Consider the following 16,203-nt stretch of genomic DNA (forward strand, 5'->3'; position numbering starts at 1 on the left):
ATGTATCATGAAAAAATGAATCAAACATACTACATAAAGAATAGAAGTGAACGCTTGCTAAATAACCATTTTGTTTGGATCGAAACAAAAAATAGTCTATAAAACATAAATATTTATTCATGAATATAAAAATTAAAATTTAAGGTAGATAGGACGGGAAAATGAAAAAAATTATTAAAGTTGAAGCAGTAGAAAAACATTTTGGAAATCAAGTGATTATCCCACCGCTTTCTTTAGATATTAAAGAAGGAGAGTTTTTAACAATTTTAGGGCCGAGTGGTTGCGGGAAAACGACGTTACTTCGTATGATCGCAGGATTTGAAACTCCAACTAAAGGGAATCTTTTATTAGATGATGAAAAGATTAACGATTTGCCGCCATATAAGCGTCATATGAACTTAGTGTTCCAACATTATGCACTATTCCCGCATATGAATGTGGAGAAAAATATTTGTTTCGGTATGAAAATGCAAAAAGTACCAGCGGCAGAACAGAAAGAACGTGCTGAAGAGGCAATGCGTTTAACGCAGTTACTAGAGTTCCGTAATCGTAAACCTATGAAGCTGTCTGGTGGGCAGCAGCAGCGTGTAGCAATTGCGAGAGCGATTGTAAATAACCCACGTGTATTACTATTGGATGAGCCACTTGGAGCGCTTGACTTTAAGCTAAGAAAAGATTTGCAACGTGAATTGAAAAACTTACAACGCAATTTAGGGATTACGTTCATATACGTAACGCATGATCAAGAAGAAGCGATGAGCATGAGTGACCGTATTGTCGTTATGAATAAAGGACATATTGAACAAATCGGAACACCGAAAGAAATTTATAATAAGCCGAAAACGTTGTTCGTTGCGACATTTATCGGTGAAAATAATATTGTGAAAAACGGGGAAGACTACGTAGCAATTCGCCCTGAAAATGTAAAGGTACGTTCGGTTGAAGAACCAATTTTAGAAGATTACCATCTTGGACATATTGAAGACATTGAGTTTGTTGGAAATATGGAAAAGCTTTATGTACGTGATGAGAAAACAGCAGAATTATTGATGGCGTATCAAACAGCTGAAGAAGCAGCACAGTGGAGCATTGGAGATAATGTATATGTAGGATGGGAGCAAGAGGACGAGGTGACCTTAAATTGAAAAAAGGGAAATTACTCGCACTACCTACAGTCGCGTGGCTGTTAATCTTCTTCCTAGTTCCACTTGTATTCGTATTGGGTTTTGCCTTCATGCAGCGCGGAGCATACGGAACAGTGGAAATGCAATTTACGTTAGATAATATAGTACGTGTGTTTGACCCATTGTATATGGGAACATTATGGGAAACAGTAAAGATTGCTGTTATTACAACAGTACTTTGTTTATTAATTGGTTATCCATTTGCGTATACAATTACAATTGTTGATCGTAAATATCGTTCTATTCTTTTATTATTGGCAACGATACCGTTTTGGATTAACTTCCTTGTTCGTTCATATGCGTGGATTGTTATTTTACGTTCACAAGGTCTTGTGAACACACTGTTATTAAAATTAGGTATTATTAGTGAACCGTTAAATTTACTATATAATACACCTTCTGTAATACTTGGAATGGTATATTCTTTATTACCATTTATGATTTTACCAGTGTATGCAGCAATTGAGCAGCTGGATAAGCGTAAGCTAGAAGCAGCTTATGATTTAGGTGCAACACCAGTAAAAGCATTTTGGAATGTAACAGTACCAATGACGATGTCAGGAATTGCTACTGGTTCTATTTTAGTATTCGTTTCTTCTATCGGAATGTTTGTTGTATCAGACGTGATGGGTGGATCGAAAGTAGCATTAATCGGAAACGTAATCCAAAACCAATTCTTAGGTGCGCGTGACTGGCCGTTTGGATCTGCGTTATCTATGATTGTTGTTCTATTCTCTGTTCTGTTAATTTACTTATATTATCGTGCAACGAAAGTATATAAATATGATGGGAACGGAGGGGAATAGGCAAAAATGAAAAAGTTTTTAGTTTCTTATTCTTGGTTAATTTTATTGTTCTTGTATTTTCCAATGATGGTTTTAATGGTATATTCCTTTAATGATTCTCGAATTAATGCGGAATGGGAAGGCTTTACATTCCATTGGTATACAGATTTATTTCAAAAACAAGATGTTATTGATGCGTTTGTAAATAGTATGACGATTGCAGTTATAACAACAGTTGTAACAACGATACTTGGTATGTTTTTTGCGATAGCATTACATCGTTACAAATATCGTTTTGAAGGGGCCATTAATGGTCTTGTATATTTACCTATTTTAATTCCTGATATATTAATGGGATTATCTTTACTTATCCTATTTAGTCAATTAGGTATGGAACTTGGACAAACAACAATTATTATCGCACATATTACATTTAGTATTTCATTTGTTGTTGTTATTTTAGCGGCCCGTCTTTCTAGCATGGGACGTGATTTAGAAGAGGCTGCAAATGATTTAGGAGCAACGCCATGGCAAACGTTTCGCCATGTGACGTTTCCGGCAATTGCACCGGGAGTTGTTTCAGCAGCGTTATTAACATTCACATTATCAATTGATGATTTTGTAATTAGTTTCTTCGTATCAGGACCAGGATCAACAACATTGCCATTATACATTTACAGTATGGTTAAGCGCGGAGTATCACCTGAAATTAATGCCCTCTCTACAATTTTAATTGTTGTTATTGTAGGATTAATGGTGCTATCGGAAATCTTCCGTAACAAAGGTGCAGATGGTGAAGAAAACTCTGGAGGACACCTTCCTTTATAATACGAACGATATAAAAAGTACGAGGGGGTAAAACCGATGAAATTAATGAAAAGAATAGCTGGCGCAGCAATTAGTTTTAGCCTTGTTGCTGGTGTACTTGCCGGTTGTGGTGAAAAGAAAGAAGAGTTAAACATTTATAGCTGGGCTGACAATTTTGATGAGCAAGTGCTAAGAGATTTTGAAAAGAAATATAACGTAAAAATTAACTATGATAAGTATGCAAGTAACGAAGAAATGCTTGCGAAATTACAAGCTGGTGGCGCAAAGTATGACTTAATTCAGCCGTCTGATTACATGGTTAAGACAATGGCGAAAATGGATTTATTAGCGCCGTTAGATAAGAAGAATATCCCGAACATCGAAAATATGATTTCTAATTTCAAAACGCCAGCATTTGACCCAGAGAATAAATATTCTTTAGTATACACTTGGGGCGTAACAGGGATTGCATACAATAAAAAGTATGTGAAAGAAGCACCTACAAGCTGGGCTGACTTATGGAACGAGAAATATAAAGGACATGTAACATTACTAAATGATTCTCGTGAAGTATTAGGAATGGGTCTTAAGAAGCATGGATTCTCAAACAGCACGAAAGACGATGCAGAGTTAAAGACAGCAGCTACTGATTTACAGAAGCTACTTCCAAATTTATTAGCATTTGATACAGATAACATTAAACAAAAGTTCATTACAGAAGATGCTTGGATCGGAACAGTTTGGTCTGGAGATGCAGCATTTATCGCAAAAGATAATAAAGATGTAGAGTACGTTGTACCAAAAGAAGGCGGCACAATTTGGGCCGACACGTTAGCAATTCCAAAAGGTGCAAAAAACAAAGAGCTTGCAGAGAAGTTTATGAACTATTTATTAGATGAGAAAGTAAGTGTGAAAAACTACGAGTCAATTGGGTACAGTAATCCAAATGAAAAAGCTCACCCTCTTCATAGTAAAGAATATCGTGAGAACCATATGATCTTCTTAACGAAAGAAGAATTAGATCGCACAGAATGGCTTGTTGATGTAGACGATAAGTTAAAAGACTATGATCGTTACTGGACAGAATTAAAAACAAAAGGTAAATAAGTAAGGAAATGCGGTTTCTAAAGTAGAAATCGCATTTTTTCATAGTAGGAGGAAATCGTTTGAAGAAGAAGTTACATCAGTATGAGGTAATGTGTGTTATTTTATTACTTACGGTATTTAGTATTATTGCTTGGCGCGTACATGCAGGTGGCGTTACAGTGATGGATACATATGTCCGCGGATTAGTAAAGGGGTTACAAACGGAGAGCTCACTTACTTTTTTCTCATACTTTACAAAGTTAGGATCAGCAATTGGAATTGTAACTATACTTATTATAAGTTTGCTTGTTTTTTGGCAGAAACGTTATTATGCTGCAATGATCGTGTATCCAATGGGGGTTTTGATCACACATCTCGTTAATAAAGGAATAAAAGAAATTGTGAAAAGGGAGCGTCCGTCGTTAAATGAAGCATTAGATGCACTTGGGTATAGCTTCCCTAGTGGGCATGCAATGTTATCTATTATGACATTCGGTTTTCTTACTTATATCATTGCGGCAAATTTGAAGAGTGTAACTGGGAAATATGTTATAACCATTTTGATGGGTATATTAATTGTATCGATTGGATTAAGTAGAGTTATTTTAAATGTACATTATCCAACTGATATTTTAGCAGGTTATTGCGTAGGTGGTATTTTGTTAATTATCGCGATTTATTATCATCGTTTACTTACTAAGAGGCTTCAGCTCAATAAAGAGAGATAAAAAACGTCTGGAAAAACTATCATTATAGTGTTTCCAGACGTTTTTTGTTTGTATGAAGATGTGATACAGTATAAGTGATAATTGAATTATTTAAAGTAGGTGAAAATGTGTGAAGACAAATGTACATAAAGTGGATAAGTGGGGGAAGTTAGGAACTTTCTTGTATCAGTTTCGTTATACAGTAATTGTAGCGCTACTATTGCTTGCGATAGCACTCGGTATTTTTGCTCCAAAGCTACCGGGAGTATTAGGTGGTGATGGTTTTCAAACGGAAGGGGACTATCAAAAGACGAAAGAAATTTTAGATAAAGATTTTAAGAGGTCTCAAGATACGCTCCTACTCGTTTTTGAAAGGAATAAGGATGCTTCACATGAGGATTTTAAAAAGCAAATAGAGAGCATTGTAAAGAAGGTTGAAGAGAACGAGAAATATGAATCTTTCCATCATCCAGTGCAAAATAAAGAAATGTTACAAGATAATATCGGTTATGCGACAATATTATTTTCCGGGAAAACAACTAAAGAACGTATGGAAAAGACATTACAGTTCGCTGATACTATTGAGAAGGAAAGTAATACAGCATTAAAAGTAACACCTACAGGATTTCCAAAAATTAATCAAGAGATTAATGAAAGAACACAAAATGATTTAAAAGTAGCAGAGATGATTGGTTTACCAATTGCATTTCTCGTATTACTATTTTCATTTGGTAGCCTTTTGGCATCTATTTTACCGATTGTAAATGGCGCGCTTAGTGTCATTAGTACGATGGGGATTTTATATTTTATAGGTAGCGACAAAGAGTTATCTATTTTCGTATTAAATGTTGCACCGATGATTGGACTTGCACTATCCATTGATTTTGCACTGTTATTTGTGAATCGTTTTCGAGAGGAAGTTGCGAAGAGAACGGTGAAAGAAGCGATAGCGATTACGTATCAAACGGCAGGACGTGCGATCGTATTTTCAGGATTATGCGTATTCGTTGGTTTATCAGGCTTATTTTTCTTTAAAATTGATTATATTCAGTCTGTTGCCATAAGCGGGATGATTGTTGTGATTATGAGTATTTTATTCTCACTTACACTTCTTCCAGCACTATTATCTTTAATTGGAAAACGAATATTAAAAAAGAATCAAGTAGCACATACACCGGCAAAGGCATGGCGTAAATTTGCACAATTTGTAATGAAACATCCAATCATAATGATTATTGCTGTTACAACATTTATTGTTATTTGTTTATTACCGCTACGTACAGCTAATTTGCAGTTTCCTGGTGTTGAAGCGTTACCTGAAAAGAGTGACACTAGAGTTGCTTATGAGAAATATGAAGAAGCATTTAATAAAACGGTCCAAACACATGCTGATGTTACATTAGTAGTAGAGACGAAAAAAAATATAAAAGAAAAAGAGAGTTTACAAAAGATAGAAGAAGTTGTTCAAAAGTTAAAAGATGATGAGAAAGTATATGAGGTAAGAAGTTTATACGATGGGTTAACCGGAATGAAAGCAGATCAAGTTGCTGGTATATTGCAGTCGCCAGAAGCGGCAAAAATAGCTCCTGTATTTGAAGCGTACTCAAAAGGAAATAAGACAATAATAGAAGTCTTTTTGGATACGAAGCCTCGTACAGAAACTGCGAAACAGTGGGTTCGTGATTTCAAAAGTAATTATAAAGAAAATGATGTTACGTACTACCTAGGCGGAATGACGACGTTCCAAAAAGAGTTAGAAGATGAAATTAAAGATAAAGTTGCAATTGGTATGTCAGTTATATTCGGATCAACCTTTGTCATTTTATTATTCGCATTCCGTTCTATACTCATTCCAATTAAGGCAATTATTATGAACGTACTTAGTTTAAGTGCAACAATTGGAATTGTCGTTTGGTTATTTGAGGGTGGTCATTTTGGTTTAGAAGCGAGTCCTGTTTTATTTGTATTACCAATCTTCATTTTCGGCCTTGTATTTGGGCTTAGCATGGATTATGAAGTATTTCTTATTTCACGTATTCATGAGCTTTATGAAGAAACAGGAGATAATGATCAAGCAACGTTAGAAGGGCTCGTTTCAACGAGTAGAATTATAACGTCAGCTGCTTTAATTATGATCGTTGTAACGGGTGCGTTCGCATTTACTGATATTTTACCAGTAAAGCAAATGGGTCTTGGCGTGGCATTAGCGATATTCCTTGATGCAACCGTTATTCGTCTTATGCTTGTACCAAGCTTAATGAAGTTGTTTGGAGACTGGAATTGGTGGCTGCCATTTCGGAAAAAACGAGAAAAATCATCATAAAAAATACTCATCTTATAGATGAGTATTTTTTTATGAATAGCAAGGCCTACATTTTGCAAATAGTATGTGATAAGAACATTACATATAAGTAGGTGAAGGCAATGTTTCGTTATTTCAAATTTAAGCTAAATGATACAGTACAATTTTCAGAAAACGATGGGCATATGTATCGCATTGTCGGTTATCGATTAGAAAAAGGATTTTATCCAAAAGATGAATGGACTCATATCATTTATGAACTGCTTAGAGAGTTTGATGGATATACGATGGACGCAGAAGAGGAGGAACTTGTAAAGGTTATTCAAGTAGAGGATGAGTATTACAAAATACAAGAGCTATCGGGCTATCGGTATCCAGTAAAAATGAAGCAAAAGCAGCAAGTTATGAAAGGAGAGAAAATAGACGACTTATTAGATACATACAACGACTATAAACGATTGGCGGATTTCTTCAAAGATTTATCGTATGAGCAAAAAGCTGAAGAAGTATTGCAGGAAATGAAAAGGCTTAGAGCGTGAGGGGCAGTCGATTATAAGGCTGTCCTCTATTTTTGACGATGCATCAAAGCGTGTTTTCCGTTACAATGAGAGAATCAATAGAAATAAGGTGATATAGTATGGAAACAAAGAAGAAGGGCGAATGGTGCGAAATTACTGTACCGGCTAAATGGAATGGTATAAGTATCGAATCGTTATTAAAAGTAGAATGGGAACTACCGAAAAAGTTATTACATCAGCTTCGTATGGAAAAAGGTGTTACTGTTAACGGTGAACAGAGAAGATGGAATGAGCTTTTAAAAGAGGGCGATAAATTCCAAGTTCACATGTTTATGGAGGAAGAGTACGGTGTAGAGCCAGAATATGGTGAGTTACATGTAGTATATGAAGATGATCACGTACTTATCGTAAATAAACCAGAGAAAATGGACACACACCCTGCCGAAAAAGGTGGAACGGGAACACTTGCAAACCTTGTTGCTTTTCATTTTCAAATGCAAGGTTTAGAGACGAAGGTTCGCCATATTCATCGTTTAGATAAAGATACGACAGGTGGTGTCGTGTTTGCTAAACATAGAATTGCTGGCGCGATTATGGATCGTTTATTAATGGAACGAAAAATAAAAAGAACGTATGCTGCGCTTGTTGAAGGGAAAGTGAAAAAGAAGAAGGGTACAATTGACGCTGCTATTGGAAGGGATCGACATCATGCTACGAGACGTCGTGTTTCCCCAAAGGGTGATGAAGCTATTACATACTATAAAGTAGAAAAGTATTTTAAAAAGCACAATACAACCTTTGTAACCTTACAATTAGAAACAGGTAGAACGCATCAAATTCGTGTGCATATGAGCCATAATGGTAATCCGCTAGTTGGGGATGTGTTATATGGTGGACAAACAACATATATGTCAGGGCAAGCGTTACATGCAATGAAAATTAATTTCTTGCATCCAATTACGAAAGAAGAGATCGAAATTGATGTACCGTTTCCTACAAAATTAAACAATATAATGAAAGAATTTCAAAGGGAAAATGTGTAAAGTGTAAGTTTTAATTTGAGAAAAGTAAATTTTTGCAGGAATTTCTCTAAAAGAAGCGAAGCCGTAAAGAGAAAAGAGAGGTGAGAATTACTTGGTCAAATATAAATATATACTAGGAATATTTTTCGCTTGTCTTTTATTTACCCTATGCATCTATCCATATTTACCAGAACGTTTGGCAGTACATTGGAACGAAAATGGTGGGCCGAACGAATTTATGAGTAAACAAGTTGTTGTTGCATTTATTCCGGTTCTTATTATTTTTTTACATGGATTTGTGTATATTATTTCACATAATATATATAAGTTTAATGGAGGAGAGCATTTCATTATAGGCGGATTTATAAAGACGATTACTTTATTTATGTTGTTTATTCATATGCTTATTCTCGTTATTAATTTTGGAAGTTTTATATCCTTTCAGACAGGATTAACGATCGGGATTAGTATGTTTCTTTTTATGCTTAGCAAAGATTTTAAAAAGATAAAGGGTAAAGAAAAAGATCCAATTAAATTACAAAAAATTTGTTTAGTGAGTAGACGAATTTTTCAAGTGATGGCATGTGGTATACTGTTTTCCTTGTTTTTGAACTTGAAGTGGGGATTTTATGTATTGCTTAGCGTAATAAGTTGCGGATCTATTTTGTTTATGTCCTACATTTTATATTCATACATAATAGAAAGTTACGAAACTTAAAAAGAGTCTTCTCATTATGAGAAGACTCTTTTTATCTATTTACTTCGTAATAAATTGTTGTGTCCAGTAGTTACCGCTTTCTACATAACCAACACCGATGTGAGTGAAGCCGTTATTTAAGATGTTTGCACGGTGTCCAGCACTGTTCATCCAAGCTTGTACTACCTCTTCAGGTGTACGTTGGCCTTGAGCGATGTTTTCACCTGCAGATGTATAAGAAATACCAAATTTCTTCATCATGTCAAACGGAGACCCGTATGTAGGGCTGTTATGATCAAAGTAGTTATTTTTTTGCATATCTTCAGATTTAACACGCGCTACTTTGCTTAATTCAGTATCGATTTTTAGTGCTGGTAAGCCTTGTTTTGTACGCTCAGCGTTTGTTAATTCAACAACACGTTGTTCGAACTCGCTTAAAGATTTTGCTTCTTCAGCAGGCTTTTGCTCAGCTGGTTTTTGTTCTGTAGGTTTTTGCGTATTATTGTTTTCAGCAGGCTTTTGAGCTTCTGGCTTTTGTTCAGCAGGCTTTTGCTCAGCTGGTTTTTGTTCAACAGGCTTTTGAGTTTCTGGCTTAGCTGTTGGTTGCTCAGTTACAACATTTTCAGTAGGTTGTTGACCAGGAACGAAGCAATTTGGTTGGAAGTTTCCTTGTTGCCATTGTGCTAATGATTCAACTCCCATAGATTGTAAGAATGCTTGTAACTCTTGTTGGTTCATTTGCTTCATCATCACTTTTGAATGCTGAATATTTTGAACCTTTATGTTAGATGGTTGTACTGTTGCAGCTTGTGCATCTAAAGAAGATACTCCTAAAGTAAGAGCTGTTGCAGCAGCTACAGATAATAAAACACGCTTTTTCATGATGTGTGTCCCCCTATATAAAGTTTTAATTTGTTTTCACACGATTTGTTTTTGACAGCCTGTCTGACTGACAAATCCATCGTAGCATACAATTTACGAGAAAAAAGATGGAAAAAAATTCATAGACTTAAAATTTACCTAATTTATCCTAAGGAGAGAAAAGGAGAGAAATAAGAGAAACGTAGAGTGTAAAAGGAATTTTCAGCATTTTTATACTTCGTTTTAATAGGAGGTTTTTGGATAAATGTACCTATATTGAAAATGAAGAATCCTATTGTATCAATGGTTTGAACGTTTTTTTAAGGAATATACTGGATTGTTTTTTACAAAACTGTAATGTTTCTGTTGTTCTTTTTTATAATAAAGTAACATATTTTTAATGTTGTAGCAGACAAAAAAGCGGCTATCTCTTTACATAGACGAAGGAGATAGCCGTTTTCCTATTATTACGTATGTTACGAGTTATTACGAGTTAGTTTCAATTGCTTCTAATAATAAATCTACAATGTGAATTCCTCTCATTTTATGAGAAAGACCTTCACGTTCAATACCTAGTTTCATTTGTAATAGGCACCCTGGATTTGCAGTGACAATTGTTGCTGCATCTGTTTCATGTACACGGTCCATTTTATAATCTAGAAATTCCATTGATAATTCTGAGTGTACAATGTTGTATATACCAGCCGAACCACAGCAGCGATCCGCATCTTTCATTTCACGGTATGTTGCGCCTTGAATGGCTTCTAGTAGCATACGAGGTTCAGAAGATGTTCGCATAACGTTACGTAAATGGCAAGAATCTTGATACGTAATAATTTGCGGCGTGAGTCGTAAGTCAGTTCGTTTATGGAAATCTAGTTCTACTAGAATAGCGGTAATATCTTTAATTTTAGAAACAAACTGCTTTGCACGTTCAGCCCATTCTGAATCATCTTTTAGAAGATAATCATAGTCTACGAGGTAAGCCCCGCAACCACCTGCATTCGTAATAATATAGTCGATGTTTAAGTCTTCGAATGCTTTTATATTTCGTTTCGCTAATTCTTTTGCTCCACTCTTTTCACCAGCATGTCCATGTAATGCACCGCAGCAACTTTGTGTTTGCGGGATAACGATATCACAACCGGCTAATTGAAGAAGTTTCATCGTTGCGTTATTTGTTTCTAAAAACATCGTATCCATTAAACAGCCTGTGAAGAATGCAACTTGTTTTTTCTTTGTACTTTCAGCAGATAAAAATGTAGGACGATCTTTCATTGCTTTCATTTTAGGGACTTTTGGTAAAACGAGATCCATCGTTGCAAGTGTTTCAGGGAATAACTTCATAATACCTGTTTTATGAGTTAACGTTTGTAAGCCGGAACGTTGGTAAAATCCGATAAGTCCAGTTAAAGTTCTCATTCGATTTTGATGTGGGAATAATCCTTCAAAAACGATTTTACGAACGGCTTTCACTGGCATAGAGAATTTTTTATTTTGATTAATAATATCACGGGCTTCTTCTAATAAATGTCCATAATTCACACCAGATGGACAAACAGGTTCACAAGCACGACAGCCAAGGCAAACGTTTAAAGTATTTTCAACATCTTCATCTGGCTCGATTAAACCATCAACGACAGCTTTCATTAATGCGATACGTCCGCGCGGCGAATGTGATTCTTTATACCCAGATTGAATGTAAGTAGGGCAAGTAGGTAAGCAGAACCCGCAGCGCATACAGTTTAGTAGCTCATCTTCACTTAATCGTTCTTTAAATTCCTTTTGAATGTTTTCTTTATTTAATGTTGTCATCGCTCAACCACCACTCTTTTACGAGTGTCTTTCGCGAACATCTTTCCAGGATTCATAATGTTATTTGGATCGAAGGCTTGTTTAATCCCTTGCATAGCGGCAATACCTTCTTTACCTAATTTCATTTCTAAATAGGGAGCTTTCATCGCACCAACACCATGTTCACCAGTAATCGTACCACCAAGCTCAATTGCTTTCGCAAATATTTCAGCAAAAGCTTGTTCAGCACGGTGCATTTCTTCTTCATTACGGGCATCTGTCATACAAGTTGGATGTAGGTTTCCATCACCAGCGTGTCCAAACGTACAAATAGGAATATTAAATTTTTTTGCGATGGCATTAATAGCTTCAACCATCGGAGCAATTTGTGAACGAGGTACTGTTGCATCTTCTAATATTGTCGTCGGTTTTAATCTTGCAAGTGCTGATAGTGCGCTACGGCGTGCTGTACGAAGTGCATCTGCTTCCGCTTCATCTTTTGCAACGCGAACATCAACTGCATTCATAGAGTGGCAAACGTTAGCCATTTTTTCAATATCTCGATCGACCACTTCGGGTGGACCATCTTGTTCAATTAATAAAATTGCTTTTACGTCAGTTGGTAAACCGATTTGTGCAAACTCTTCTACAACTTCAATTGTCGGTTGGTCTAAAAACTCAAGTGTCGCTGGAATAATTTTATTTGCAATAATAGAAGAAACAGCACGTGCAGCTTCATTAATATCTTCGTAGAGTGCCAGCATTGTTTTCTTCGTTTCAGGCATAGGAACAAGTTTTAATATCGCTTCTGTTACTACTCCAAGTGTTCCTTCAGAACCGATAAATAGACGAGTTAAATCGTAACCAGCAACATCTTTTGCTAATTTACCACCAGTACGAATGATATCACCATTTGGTAAGACAAGTTCAAGACCCATTACATAATCACGTGTTACACCATATTTTAACCCACGTAATCCGCCTGAGTTTTCATTAATATTACCGCCGATTGTAGAAATTTTCATCGAGCTTGGATCTGGCGGATAAAATAATCCCTTTTCTTCTACTGCTTTAATAATATCAAGTGTAATGACACCAGCTTGTACGGTAATTGTTAAATTTTCTTCATCAATCTCTAAAATATTGTTCATATGGCGGAAAATAAGGACGATACCGCCTTCTAGTGGACAAGTTCCTGCACAAAGGTTTGTTCCAGAACCACGAACATACACAGGGATTTTGTGAGAGTTACATACTTTTAACACTTCAGCTACTTCATTTGTATTACGAGGAGCAATGACTGCATCAGGCATTGCTTGGAAGTTTGGAGTGGCATCATAACTATAAGTTAAGCGCCCCATATTGGATGTATCTACATTATCTTCGCCAACAATGGATACGAATGAATGAATAATTTGCTTGTCTAACATTGGAAATCCCCCTCAAACTGTTAACGTGTTTAGTCATAATAAAAACGTTGTAACAGTGCTTTCATTATAATGATAAAAAAGTTGGAGGATTCTTTCTATGTATAATCATCTGAAGATTAATCTGTTTTATCGTTCTTTTTTGTATGATTATCTAATAAAAGGAGTGCGAAGTATAAAACATTTAAATCTTTGAATTGTTTCGGATCAAGTCCGGTATGTTCTTCAATTTTTTTTAGTCGGTAATGCAATGTATTAATGTGTATATGTAATTGCTCAGCTGTCTGTTTATAAGATTGGTTATAATCGATAAATAAACGTAAAGTGTGCATGAGCTCAGGAGATTGTACTAAGTTTTCAATGGTACGCTCTAGAAACTGTTCTCGCGTTTCGATAGAAATATCTTGTAAGCACATTTCTAAACGTAAATCTTCATTAAATACAATTTTTTTCGTTTCAAGTGACACAGAAAGCGCTCGTAGTGCTTGTTCATATGATATGTGCATCTTGCTTGGCGTAACGGTTTGCCCAATCCCGATATATAAAGGGATAGAAAATAAAGTTTCACAGTCATGTTTTAACCGTTTTAAAAATAGGTAAGTTTGTTCTTTAGAGCTCATCGCTGAAAATAAAATAAATCGATCATTTCCCCAGCGAACAAATAGATGGTCTTTTGCTAATAGATTGCGAATATGTTGCCAAACTTCACGCTGGAGCATCGTATCATTTTGATCAATCGAAAACAAAATAAGTTGTTTCTTCTTATATAAATCAACGCCAAGTGTTTTTGCACGATCGAGAAAACTTGAAGACCAGTCTGTATTTTGAAGCCAATCAAAGACAAATGCTTCATAAGAACGGTGTTCAAGTTCTAATTGCTCTAAAAAGTAGTTTTCATGAATTAATAATTCGGTCATCTTCCGTAATATTTCTCCGTATTGTGAAATATTGTCGGGTTCTCCTGTAATTCCAATAACACCAATTACTTCGTCATGAAATAGTAAAGGAAGATTCATCCCGGTTTTTACACCTTGCAACCGTCGTTCATCTTCTTTTGTAATGATGACGGTTTTCTTTTGTTTCGCGCAGCGGAGTGCTCCCTCATGAAATTGACCGATTCTTTTTGCATCTGTACTGGCGATAATAACACCTTGTATATTAATGATAATAATATTTTCTGTAATTAGTCTGCGTACTTCCCGTACAATTTTATTCGCTAAATCAGGAAAAAGCATAATTTGCACACCTCAAATTCTATTTGTTGTACATTATATATGTAAGTTGAATAAGAAAGGAAGATTTCACACTTTCCACACATTTATTTGTTATTTTACAATTATAACGAAATCATTCGAAAATGGAGGGAATCTTTTGAGAAAGTATGTTTTTCTTCTCTGTTTTTTATTTCTATTAGTAGGGTGTCAAGGAAGTTCATATACACCAATTACTGAAGATAAAAGTATTATTATAACAACGAATATAAAAGAAGGCAGTATTAGTTTTATTGACAAAAAAACTAATAAATTAATTACGACATGGGAATTAAATGAACCGATGGCAGGAATTGCACTACTTCCAAACGGCGAGGACATACTTGTATATGGTAAGCAGTTAGAATACATGTATGTATATTCACTAGCAGAAGGAAGGCAAGTGGAAAAATATAAAACTGGAAAAGGCATTGTAAATGTGGTTGTATCAGAAGATAAAAAACAATTGTTTGCCGCCGATCAAAATGCACAAAAGGTTAGGTTCTTTACGATAGAAGGGAAAGAGACAGGAAGTGTTTCAACAGGAAAAGGACCGATAACCCTGGTAGAGTATCATAACCAGTTATCTGTACTAAACTTTTATGATACGAAGCTAACGACAATTGATACAAAGAAAAAAGAGGTTATACAATCCTTTATGATTCCACCAGCATCAACAGGAGCAACGATTAGTCCGGATGGAAAAGAGATATGGATTGGCGGACATGGTGATGGAAATCAAGTGAATGAGAAAGTATTAGTGTATTCTTTACAGAGCGGCGAAATGGTACGTTCTTTACACGCTCCGTTTATGCCTGTGAACATAACGAAAGATAATAAGTACGTATATGCATTAAGCCATGGTTCGAATACGCTTAGAAAATTTGATATTAGTACGTATAAAGAGGTAGCTTCCGTTGAAGTAGGCTCGAATCCATTTGCATTTTTGAAAAGCGGGGCAGAAGGATATGTAGCAAGTTATGATAGTGATGAAGTGTGCGTCATGGATATGAAGAGTATGAAAATAAAACAAACAATTAAAGTCGGAAAAGGACCATTTCAACTCATAGAGAGGGAAGGGAAGGACAATGGGTAAATATAGAGTGCTAGTTGTAGATGATGAAAGTGACATGAGGCAACTTGTCGGAATGTACTTAGATAACTTCGGATACGAGTGGGGAGAAGCTGAAAATGGAAAAGAGGCTCTTAAAAAATTAGAGTCAGATCATTATGATTTCGTTGTATTAGATATTATGATGCCAGAGATGGATGGACTTTCAGTTTGCAAAGAGATTCGAAAAACGTCAGATGTGCCAATTATATTTTTAACGGCAAAAGGTGAAGAGTGGAATAGGGTGAACGGTTTACGCATGGGAGCAGATGATTATATTGTAAAGCCGTTTAGTCCAGGTGAATTAATTGCTCGTATGGAAGCTGTACTAAGACGTTATACAAAGCAAGAACAGCAAGAGGAGATTCAATTTGGTCCCATTCTTATTAATGAAAAAAGTAGGAGGATTGAGGCAGATGGCGATCCGATTTCTCTTACAGTAAAGGAGTTTGATTTACTATATTTCCTTTGCCAACATACAGGACAAGTATTTAGCCGGGAACAATTGCTTGAAAAGGTGTGGGGGTATGATTATGCGGGAAGTACAAGAACAGTAGACACACATGTGAAAACGATGCGTTTGAAACTTGGAGAAAGTGGAAACTACATTCAAACTGTTTGGGGTGTAGGCTATAAATTTGAGGTGTAACGT

At 35.7% G+C, this 16,203-nt stretch carries 15 protein-coding genes; 11 read left to right on the forward strand and 4 right to left on the reverse strand.

Annotation, left to right across the window (positions count from 1 at the left end):
- Positions 1 to 161: 161 nt before the first annotated feature.
- The 9 genes from potA to F0362_RS06670 all read left to right on the forward strand — a co-directional run bounded on the left by potA (position 162) and on the right by F0362_RS06670 (position 9,129).
- Positions 162 to 1,145, forward strand: coding sequence for a spermidine/putrescine ABC transporter ATP-binding protein PotA (gene potA / locus F0362_RS06630; protein ID WP_000720326.1), 984 nt, complete (start codon positions 162 to 164; stop codon positions 1,143 to 1,145).
- The gene (gene potB / locus F0362_RS06635; RefSeq protein ID WP_000715502.1) at positions 1,142 to 1,990 is read left to right on the forward strand and encodes a spermidine/putrescine ABC transporter permease PotB; all 849 of its coding nucleotides are present in this window, start codon (positions 1,142 to 1,144) and stop codon (positions 1,988 to 1,990) included. The genes potA and potB overlap by 4 nt, the downstream gene beginning before the upstream one ends.
- 6 nt (positions 1,991 to 1,996) lie before the next feature.
- The gene (gene potC / locus F0362_RS06640) at positions 1,997 to 2,797 is read left to right on the forward strand and encodes a spermidine/putrescine ABC transporter permease PotC (protein ID WP_000714202.1); all 801 of its coding nucleotides are present in this window, start codon (positions 1,997 to 1,999) and stop codon (positions 2,795 to 2,797) included.
- Positions 2,798 to 2,833: 36 nt separating this feature from the next.
- Entirely contained in the window at positions 2,834 to 3,883 is a 1,050-nt protein-coding gene (gene potD / locus F0362_RS06645) for a spermidine/putrescine ABC transporter substrate-binding protein PotD (protein WP_000772488.1), read from the forward strand.
- Between the two features lie 59 nt (positions 3,884 to 3,942).
- Positions 3,943 to 4,590 carry a phosphatase PAP2 family protein gene (locus tag F0362_RS06650; RefSeq protein ID WP_000727808.1) on the forward strand — a complete coding sequence of 216 codons (648 nt, stop codon included), beginning with the start codon at positions 3,943 to 3,945 and terminating at the stop codon, positions 4,588 to 4,590.
- A 109-nt stretch (positions 4,591 to 4,699) separates the two neighbouring features.
- A complete protein-coding gene (locus F0362_RS06655) occupies positions 4,700 to 6,892 on the forward strand; it encodes an MMPL family transporter (RefSeq protein ID WP_000856447.1) in 2,193 nt (730 codons plus the stop codon).
- Between the two features lie 101 nt (positions 6,893 to 6,993).
- Positions 6,994 to 7,410, forward strand: coding sequence for a hypothetical protein (locus F0362_RS06660; RefSeq protein ID WP_000490306.1), 417 nt, complete (start codon positions 6,994 to 6,996; stop codon positions 7,408 to 7,410).
- 98 nt (positions 7,411 to 7,508) lie between these two features.
- Complete coding sequence (locus tag F0362_RS06665; protein ID WP_000448340.1) at positions 7,509 to 8,432, forward strand: RluA family pseudouridine synthase; 924 nt, start codon at positions 7,509 to 7,511, stop codon at positions 8,430 to 8,432.
- 91 nt (positions 8,433 to 8,523) lie between these two features.
- Positions 8,524 to 9,129, forward strand: a complete 606-nt coding sequence (locus F0362_RS06670) for a DUF1648 domain-containing protein (protein WP_149889711.1) — start codon at positions 8,524 to 8,526, stop codon at positions 9,127 to 9,129.
- A gap of 39 nt (positions 9,130 to 9,168) precedes the next feature.
- Here the strand turns inward: F0362_RS06670 and F0362_RS06675 are convergent, their stop codons facing one another.
- The 4 genes from F0362_RS06675 to F0362_RS06690 form a co-directional block, all read right to left on the reverse strand.
- Positions 9,169 to 9,990 carry a CAP domain-containing protein gene (locus tag F0362_RS06675; protein ID WP_000747570.1) on the reverse strand — a complete coding sequence of 274 codons (822 nt, stop codon included), beginning with the start codon at positions 9,988 to 9,990 and terminating at the stop codon, positions 9,169 to 9,171.
- A gap of 465 nt (positions 9,991 to 10,455) precedes the next feature.
- On the reverse strand, positions 10,456 to 11,784 hold the full coding sequence (locus F0362_RS06680; protein WP_097859211.1) for a (Fe-S)-binding protein: 1,329 nt from the start codon (positions 11,782 to 11,784) through the stop codon (positions 10,456 to 10,458).
- Positions 11,781 to 13,193, reverse strand: a complete 1,413-nt coding sequence (glcD, locus tag F0362_RS06685; protein WP_000884782.1) for a glycolate oxidase subunit GlcD — start codon at positions 13,191 to 13,193, stop codon at positions 11,781 to 11,783. The genes F0362_RS06680 and glcD overlap by 4 nt, the downstream gene beginning before the upstream one ends.
- Positions 13,194 to 13,309: 116 nt before the next feature.
- On the reverse strand, positions 13,310 to 14,425 hold the full coding sequence (locus F0362_RS06690; RefSeq protein ID WP_149889712.1) for a CdaR family transcriptional regulator: 1,116 nt from the start codon (positions 14,423 to 14,425) through the stop codon (positions 13,310 to 13,312).
- A 136-nt stretch (positions 14,426 to 14,561) separates the two neighbouring features.
- Between F0362_RS06690 and F0362_RS06695 the strand changes: the two genes are divergently transcribed.
- Positions 14,562 to 15,536, forward strand: a complete 975-nt coding sequence (locus tag F0362_RS06695; protein WP_001234168.1) for a YncE family protein — start codon at positions 14,562 to 14,564, stop codon at positions 15,534 to 15,536.
- Positions 15,529 to 16,200 (forward strand): response regulator transcription factor, encoded by a 672-nt coding sequence (locus F0362_RS06700; RefSeq protein ID WP_000521658.1) that lies wholly within the window; start codon positions 15,529 to 15,531, stop codon positions 16,198 to 16,200. The genes F0362_RS06695 and F0362_RS06700 overlap by 8 nt, the downstream gene beginning before the upstream one ends.
- The last annotated feature ends 3 nt before the right edge of the window (positions 16,201 to 16,203 follow it).

The organism is Bacillus sp. BS98, assembly GCF_008432245.1.
Lineage (GTDB): Bacteria > Bacillota > Bacilli > Bacillales > Bacillaceae_G > Bacillus_A > Bacillus_A toyonensis.

Bases quoted from the DNA above. Each gene is read 5' to 3' on its own strand.
- F0362_RS06680 (WP_097859211.1), bottom strand. From the start codon at position 11,784: ATGACAACATTAAATAAAGAAAACATTCAAAAGGAATTTAAAGAACGA.
- F0362_RS06690 (WP_149889712.1), bottom strand. From the start codon at position 14,425: ATGCTTTTTCCTGATTTAGCGAATAAAATTGTACGGGAAGTACGCAGA.
- F0362_RS06665 (WP_000448340.1), top strand. From the start codon at position 7,509: ATGGAAACAAAGAAGAAGGGCGAATGGTGCGAAATTACTGTACCGGCT.
- glcD (WP_000884782.1), bottom strand. From the start codon at position 13,193: ATGTTAGACAAGCAAATTATTCATTCATTCGTATCCATTGTTGGCGAA.
- F0362_RS06675 (WP_000747570.1), bottom strand. From the start codon at position 9,990: ATGAAAAAGCGTGTTTTATTATCTGTAGCTGCTGCAACAGCTCTTACT.
- potD (WP_000772488.1), top strand. From the start codon at position 2,834: ATGAAATTAATGAAAAGAATAGCTGGCGCAGCAATTAGTTTTAGCCTT.
- F0362_RS06700 (WP_000521658.1), top strand. From the start codon at position 15,529: ATGGGTAAATATAGAGTGCTAGTTGTAGATGATGAAAGTGACATGAGG.
- potC (WP_000714202.1), top strand. From the start codon at position 1,997: ATGAAAAAGTTTTTAGTTTCTTATTCTTGGTTAATTTTATTGTTCTTG.
- F0362_RS06660 (WP_000490306.1), top strand. From the start codon at position 6,994: ATGTTTCGTTATTTCAAATTTAAGCTAAATGATACAGTACAATTTTCA.
- potA (WP_000720326.1), top strand. From the start codon at position 162: ATGAAAAAAATTATTAAAGTTGAAGCAGTAGAAAAACATTTTGGAAAT.